7 protein-coding genes are annotated in these 6,856 nt (G+C 30.8%); all 7 read right to left on the bottom strand.

Annotation, left to right across the window (positions count from 1 at the left end):
* Window positions 1–147: 147 nt before the first annotated feature.
* The 7 genes from AC1RRU_RS12340 to AC1RRU_RS12310 all read right to left on the bottom strand — a co-directional run bounded on the left by AC1RRU_RS12340 (window position 148) and on the right by AC1RRU_RS12310 (window position 6,514).
* Window positions 148–957: an alpha/beta fold hydrolase gene (locus AC1RRU_RS12340; RefSeq protein ID WP_016930891.1), complete on the bottom strand. Its 810-nt coding sequence runs from the start codon at window positions 955–957 to the stop codon at window positions 148–150.
* A gap of 275 nt (window positions 958–1,232) precedes the next feature.
* Window positions 1,233–1,949 (bottom strand): hypothetical protein, encoded by a 717-nt coding sequence (locus tag AC1RRU_RS12335; RefSeq protein WP_016930890.1) that lies wholly within the window; start codon window positions 1,947–1,949, stop codon window positions 1,233–1,235.
* Window positions 1,950–2,132: 183 nt separating this feature from the next.
* Entirely contained in the window at window positions 2,133–2,639 is a 507-nt protein-coding gene (locus tag AC1RRU_RS12330) for an SA0570 family protein (protein WP_016930889.1), read from the bottom strand.
* Between the two features lie 153 nt (window positions 2,640–2,792).
* Window positions 2,793–3,587, bottom strand: a complete 795-nt coding sequence (locus AC1RRU_RS12325) for an alpha/beta fold hydrolase (RefSeq protein ID WP_049426466.1) — start codon at window positions 3,585–3,587, stop codon at window positions 2,793–2,795.
* A gap of 1 nt (window position 3,588) precedes the next feature.
* On the bottom strand, window positions 3,589–4,293 hold the full coding sequence (locus AC1RRU_RS12320; RefSeq protein ID WP_049426467.1) for an HAD family hydrolase: 705 nt from the start codon (window positions 4,291–4,293) through the stop codon (window positions 3,589–3,591).
* Window positions 4,294–4,392: 99 nt separating this feature from the next.
* Complete coding sequence (locus AC1RRU_RS12315; protein ID WP_016930886.1) at window positions 4,393–5,346, bottom strand: FecCD family ABC transporter permease; 954 nt, start codon at window positions 5,344–5,346, stop codon at window positions 4,393–4,395.
* Between the two features lie 301 nt (window positions 5,347–5,647).
* On the bottom strand, window positions 5,648–6,514 hold the full coding sequence (locus tag AC1RRU_RS12310; RefSeq protein ID WP_052177910.1) for an ABC transporter substrate-binding protein: 867 nt from the start codon (window positions 6,512–6,514) through the stop codon (window positions 5,648–5,650).
* Window positions 6,515–6,856 lie beyond the last annotated feature (342 nt).

Genomic DNA, 6,856 nt, shown 5'->3' with positions numbered 1-6,856 from the left:
TTGCGCCATTTTTGTATTCAAACATAAAAATTGGACTGATGATTTTTAGTCATCAGTCCAATTTATTATAGAGCCATATATTAATGTAAAAGCTTTATTTCATGATTCATCAAACAGACATCCACTTATAAAAATTACTGATATCATTTAATGATTCACTTCTGTTATCTGTTCAACATTTTCTAAAAAACTTAAATATAAGACTAGAAACTTATCTTCTTCTTCAACATAGGGTGCATGTCCAGATTCTTCAAATAAAACCTTCTCAACATTTTGATATCGCTCTTCTATTTTATAATGATTCTTATCATTTATAATTGGATCATAGCGTCCGTTTATAATTAATGTAGGAACTTTAACATAATGCGTGTACCCTTTATTCGCATAAGCCGTATCTAAAAGTGCTCTGCTTGCTATAGCACTATCCTCGGAATTTTGTTTACTGTATAAGCGTTGCCGTTGAATCCATTTCATTGCTGATTCTTGTTCTTTATAGATATACGGGAATAGTAAAAGTAATGCTTCAGATTTATTAAACCCTGCAATTTCGTCTTGGTGCTCAATCATTAATTTCGTAAAACCATGAACGATATCCTCAGCTTTTGAAGAGATAATTGTTAAAGATAATACATGATTTTCATGTTTTTCGGTAAATTCTCTAGCAATTATCCCTCCCATATCATGACCTAATAGATGCACTTTCTTTAAGTTTAATTTATCGATAAGTACATATAAATCTTTCACATGATCTTCTAAGTTATATGAATCAGGACGTGACGATTTACCATGTCCTCGAACATCATACGCAATCACTCTATAGTTTTGTTGAAGTTGTTTGTTTAATAAATCAAACGCTGCCGAATTACCATCTAAGCCATGAATTAAGATAACGGGGCTGCCATGTCCTTCATCTTGATAAGCTAATTTTGTTTGGTTTAACGTTTCGATTTTTTTCATATTGGCACCTCCCTTAATTGTTACTATACCCACTTCATTAAAAGTTACGCTATGAATGTTCTTAACTTTATTAAAAATATTATTATATAAATATTTTTTTAATTAAAAAACACTTGTAATAAGTGCTTTTTAACTCAGTCAATGACTGCCAATATAATAACGCCTGAGACATTGCTGATGTCCCAGGCTCTATTCATAAGTTAATTTACTTATCTATTTTGAACTGGGGATGTAAACTCAAATAATATTTATTTCAAGCTTATGTTAATTAAGCGTTACACCCTCGTTCTTGATGATAATTTAATTGTATAAAAAACGATCAATGCCACTATCATGATCCATATAATAAGAGAAATGATTTGTGCAATTTCAGGTTTTGTCACTACTGCATCTATCGTTTTTTGACAGAATAATAAACCAATTGCGGTGTACTCTATTTTTTTAAAAAAGACACCAATTAAGCTTAGTATAATACCTATAAAAAAGACGACTTGATGACTATAAATAGTGATGGGAATGATTCCCCAATTTAGATTAAAAGCACGCATAATGATTAAAATTAGTGCAATTATCGCAACGATATACCCTAGTATCATTTCAAAACGATTGCTATATAGAAATTTCTTCTTATCAATACGAATATTAATAAAAATCGTTAATGGAAAAATGATTATACAATAGAATATAGAAATTGCTGTAGCCGCTTGAAATGGCACATATTGCTTATCATAAAGATATGATATTAAGATAAAATTCATAATAAAGAAAATAACAGGATTCGTTTGTAAACCGAATAAATTTCGTTGAATAATCAAAATGATTTGTGCTGAAGATTTGCCACGATAATCTAAATAATCTTCATCTTTTGATTCAGACTTTTTTAAATCATTGCGCAAATTTTCTTTTATATCATCGATTAAATTAGGTGCCATCCCTTTGTGGCTAAAGTAATCGTTAATATTTTCAAGTAACACTTTATCGTTGGTTCTCATGAGTTACTCCTTTGCTATGGTTTAATAACATCTATACGATTTGTTAATTGTTCAATTTAAAATTTTATCATACATTGACATTATTTTCTGTTTAATGACGAAAAATAAGAGCATGACGTTATTCAAAAGTTAGAATTTAACGTCATGCTCCTAGTGATGGAATTATAAAATTTGTTATTTTTATTATTTAGCAAGATCAATACGATATAATTTTAAGTTTTTATCTTGAGGTGAATTTGAGCCAAATTGATAGCTTGTTTTACCTTTTTGAATATATCCAAAATTGCCACTTACTTTATTATATTGAACTCGTGCCACTGCATTTTGGCCTAAACTTTTCTTAACTTGATTATAAGTTGGGCCATTAGCTTCATTATAAGTCATAGAAACTCTTGTAACATAACCTTGGTTCTTTTTACCTACTGCAGTTACAACTAATAAACCTTTATTTGTGCGATACTCATAATAACCTTCATTGTTGCTTGGATTTTTAGAATAAATCGGTGTACCATATTTGTTTGAAACATTTTTGATTGATTCGCCAAGTGTAATATTTTCTAATGATTTTTCACCTTGAGTTAATTGTTGAACTGTTTGAATTGTATTACCGCTAGCTGCTTCAGCATGATTAACGCCTACTCCTGTCATTACTAGTCCTGAGACTATAAATGCCGCTACTAATTTTTTCATAAGCACTCTCTCCTTTATCTCATTTCTCGTCTTGTGCTTATTCATAGTATACCCCATTTATTACTAAAATAACAGTATTATTACAAAAATGTTACAAATTAAGTTATTTTATGTAACAAATTAGGATGACGACTGAAGTTATCCTAACAACAATTAGTGTTCAGGCATATATTTCTTAATAAATGGTGTTACATCTTTAATAAACTTATCTTTCTCTTCCTCAAAAGGATATAAACTTGATTGAGCATACACATCAAATTGTGACTCTTTAACTAAATCAGCTACTTCTTTAGATTCAAGTGTTGTAATACGCTCACCATGTTCTCCCGCAATAATTAACGTCGGTTTCGTTACATGTTCAAATATGCTTGAAATCGCAGTTTCTTTGAACACATCTTCAATCGCTTGTGTCTCCTCCTTTGTAGAAATTACGTTCGTATCCTCAACATGTTTTAAAAACTTATCAACTTTTCTCGGCTTATAATAACGATGCTTTTCTAAAAACTTATTTTGTTTTTCGTCATCCCAGTTTCTAATTTTATGTGAATATTTTCTGAATAAACGTTCTTCAGGTAATTCACCCTCAATAGATGTTGGTGTTACCATTATGAGGGATGACACATAATTAGGATATCGTTCTGCCAAATCCGCAATTATGGCTGCACCCATTTCATGACCTATTAATGCTGATTCATCAATATACAAATAATCTAGTAATTGTATGATATCATCGGCAAATTCTTTGAAATCAATTTGTCTTGGTTTATCTGAATAGCCATGTCCTCTCAAATCTAGTAAAACTACTTGAAAAGATTTTGCCAATTCTTTTGCTAAATTTTGAAATATAGAAGCATTTTCATATGCCGTATGTACTAAGACAACAGGATATCCCTCACCCATCGTATTGTAATGTAAGGATAAACCACCTTTTCTAGTAAATAAATCCATCTTATGAATCTCCTCCTTGTTTAATATGAATCGGTAATATTGATAATAACTCTTCACTTGTAGTAATAATAAAGTCAACCTCTTCTTCTAAAGGTTCTAATTCAGCGTCATCATGTTTAAACCACACACTAACCATGCCCATTGCGCGAGCTGGTGCTACATCATTTAAAGCGTCATCGCCCACATACATTATCTCTTCTGGTTGAACATTTAATTGATTAATCATATCTTCAAATATTTTAGGATGAGGCTTACGGAATCCTACTGTTTCAGAAGTTGATACATAGTTGATTACATGCCCTAATCCTAATGAATGTAAACGAAATTGTTTAATTTTAGATTTACCATTTGCGATAACACCTAAAACATAATTATTTTGCGATAATTTCTCCAAAGTATATAGCGTGTCATAATAAGGGAATACGTAACGATAGAAATGCATTTCAAAATCATTAAATAAATCTTTCCATGTTAGACGATCAATATGGAACTGCTTAATAATTGCTTTATATAAATCAGGTTTATCATTATCTTCATCGTCATCTAATTCTATAAATTTTTGTTTAAAATCTGCTAATTGAACATGTACGAAGTAATCATGAAATCGTTCATATTGTTCCTCAATGAATTTATCTCGAGATTTTGTTCTATCTAATAATGTACCTTCTAAATCAAACACGATTGCTTTTATATGACTTAAGTCCATTGTCAATTCCCTCTTAACTCTCTAATTATTCTCATTTTATCAAAAAGTCTTCCATAAAAATAATAACGTAACATCCATGCGATACAGTTAAATGTATGTTTAAACATCTTTAGATTGCTTAAGCAAAATGTAAAACAATGTTGGAGTACCTATTAAAGCCAAAATAATACTAGCTGGTATTTGCACTGGATGAATCAATACACTTCCAATCCAATCTGCAATCAACATCATTGTAGCACCGATTAAAATATTTAATATCATTTGAATGCCTAAAGTAAATCTCCAATAATAGCGTCTTATCAGTTGAGGCACTATCATGCCGATGAAACCAATAATACCTGTATATGCTATCGCGACTGCTGTTATTATAGATGCTAGTGTGAGTATCAAAAACATGACTTGTTGGACGTTTAAACCTAATGACTGGCTCTTCAATTCACCTAATTGTAATAACTTAATCGCTGGTACCATACTAAATAGAATCAATATAATAGGTATAGCTATTAGACCGATGTATATGACCTCTCGCGTTTCAGCCGCTGCAAATCCTCCGAAAAAGTAGTTAGCTATTTGGTTCATCTTATTAGGTTTAATTAAAACTAGAATATACAATAATGCATTAAAGAGTGCACCTATCATCAAACCAGTAATAATAAGAATTTTAAGTGGATAACCACGTGAGATTTTGGCAGCAATCATCAAGACGATCAATAATGCGATTAAACTAGCGCTAATTGAAAAGATGGGCACCCAAATAAAAGATAATCCTAGAAATATCGCCAATCCAGAACCGAATGTAGCACCACTTGCCAGTCCTAATGTAAAACTATCGGCTAGAGGATTATTTAAAACAGTCTGAAACATCTGACCTGCTAGTGTTAATATTGCTCCTGTTAATAAGGCCTCAATAATTCTTGGCAACCGAACTTTGAGCAATATCATTTGATTAAATGAATCTGTTAAACTCCCCATGTCCCATAGTAAATAAAGTCCTATAGCACCGATTAAACATATGCACCAACTTAGAAATGTTAAATATATATTTCTTGTCATTTTATCAACTCATCAATAATCTTTCTATTATTTCTTCTATTATAACTGATGATATAAAAGAATGGGACTGGGGCCAGCATTCTTTTAAATTCGTAGATTCAGCTTGCCTTAGTTATAACACTTCTAAATATAATTCGTTTTGCTATTTCCCGTTGCATAGTCACAAAAATAATTAGAACTGAGAAAAACTTGATTTAAAGCCTTTCTCAGTTCAGTTAGCTACAGGGGATTTGAAATGTAACCTTTCAATATAAAATTGTACTAATCTCACTTTTACAATAACTATTTAATTCATATGAATTTATCTTTTATAAATAGCGTCTCTTAATTGTTTTAAACCTTCATCAATACGAGGGCCTGGACGTGAAATTTCGTCACCGTTCACTGTTTCAATACGTCCATTTTTCACAGCTTTAATTTGACGGAAACCATCACGTTTTTTAATCACTTTATAGTAATCTGATTTAGATAGTCCTTCTGTAGAAATGAGGATATCTGGATTCTTTTTAATGATACTTTCTTTATCCACTGGTTTCCAACCTTCTATATTTGAAAAGCTATTTTTAGCATCTAATTGGGCTAACATGTCATCAAAAAATGTATGTTTGCCTGCTGTATATATTTCAGGTTTAGAAGATACTTCCATAAAAACAGATTGTGATCTATGATGTCTTGGCACCGACTTTATTACTTTTTCAACATTGTGCTTCGTCTCATCAACAAGTTCGTTAGCTTCATGTTCTCGTCCTGTTACTTTACCTATTTGTTTAAAAGTTTCATACGTTTGATCCAATGATTGTGCATCTTTCACATAAACTACTTTTACGCCATTTTTTTCAAGACTATCTAATACTTTCTTTGACGTTCCTTTTTGAGATTCATGCGCTAAAATTAAATCGGGTTTGACTTTTAATAATGCTTCTTTATTTAAATTCATTGTATCAAATTGTTTTTTCTCTTTTTTAACATCTTTAGGGTAATCGTCCACTGTAGAAACACCCACAATATCTTTTCCGAGACCTAATTCATAAAGAATTTCCGTATTACTTGGCATAAGCGACACGATACGTTTGTATGAATGCTCTTTCGAGTTGGAATCAGATTGATTACTTTGTTTATCTTCTTGTTTATGTTGATCGTTTTGTCCACAAGCGACAAGAATCAACATGACTAAACTAAGTAATATCCATAACTTTTTATTTAACACGTTCACACATTCCTTTCTAGATTATGTATATGTATGCATATATCATAACAAATAATATTAAATATTAATTTAAGTTTTTCATATTTAATTGTGTAATTTCATACTATTATTTGTTTCATGGAAAATTTTAAATATTAAAAAGCATTGAATATCTCTAAATTTAGAAATACTCAATGCTTTTCTTAACAGGCTCTATGTCAAATCGGACTGATGAGTCCTAATATTGAGAGTCTGGGACATAAACCCTAGAGAAATAGCCAGTAAATGAGTTTTAACAAATTCATTTACTGGCTTCTTTATTTA

Source organism: Staphylococcus sp. GW821-FHT11H10, assembly GCF_058807855.1.
Note: the sequence above shows the minus strand (reverse complement) of the source record. Positions and strands in the feature narration are given on the sequence as shown.

Excerpts from the sequence above, each read along its gene's own strand:
- AC1RRU_RS12325 (WP_049426466.1), bottom strand. The coding sequence starts at position 3,587 with ATGGATTTATTTACTAGAAAAGGTGGTTTATCCTTACATTACAATACG.
- AC1RRU_RS12330 (WP_016930889.1), bottom strand. The coding sequence starts at position 2,639 with ATGAAAAAATTAGTAGCGGCATTTATAGTCTCAGGACTAGTAATGACA.
- AC1RRU_RS12340 (WP_016930891.1), bottom strand. The coding sequence starts at position 957 with ATGAAAAAAATCGAAACGTTAAACCAAACAAAATTAGCTTATCAAGAT.
- AC1RRU_RS12315 (WP_016930886.1), bottom strand. The coding sequence starts at position 5,346 with ATGACAAGAAATATATATTTAACATTTCTAAGTTGGTGCATATGTTTA.
- AC1RRU_RS12335 (WP_016930890.1), bottom strand. The coding sequence starts at position 1,949 with ATGAGAACCAACGATAAAGTGTTACTTGAAAATATTAACGATTACTTT.
- AC1RRU_RS12320 (WP_049426467.1), bottom strand. The coding sequence starts at position 4,293 with ATGGACTTAAGTCATATAAAAGCAATCGTGTTTGATTTAGAAGGTACA.
- AC1RRU_RS12310 (WP_052177910.1), bottom strand. The coding sequence starts at position 6,514 with ATGTTGATTCTTGTCGCTTGTGGACAAAACGATCAACATAAACAAGAA.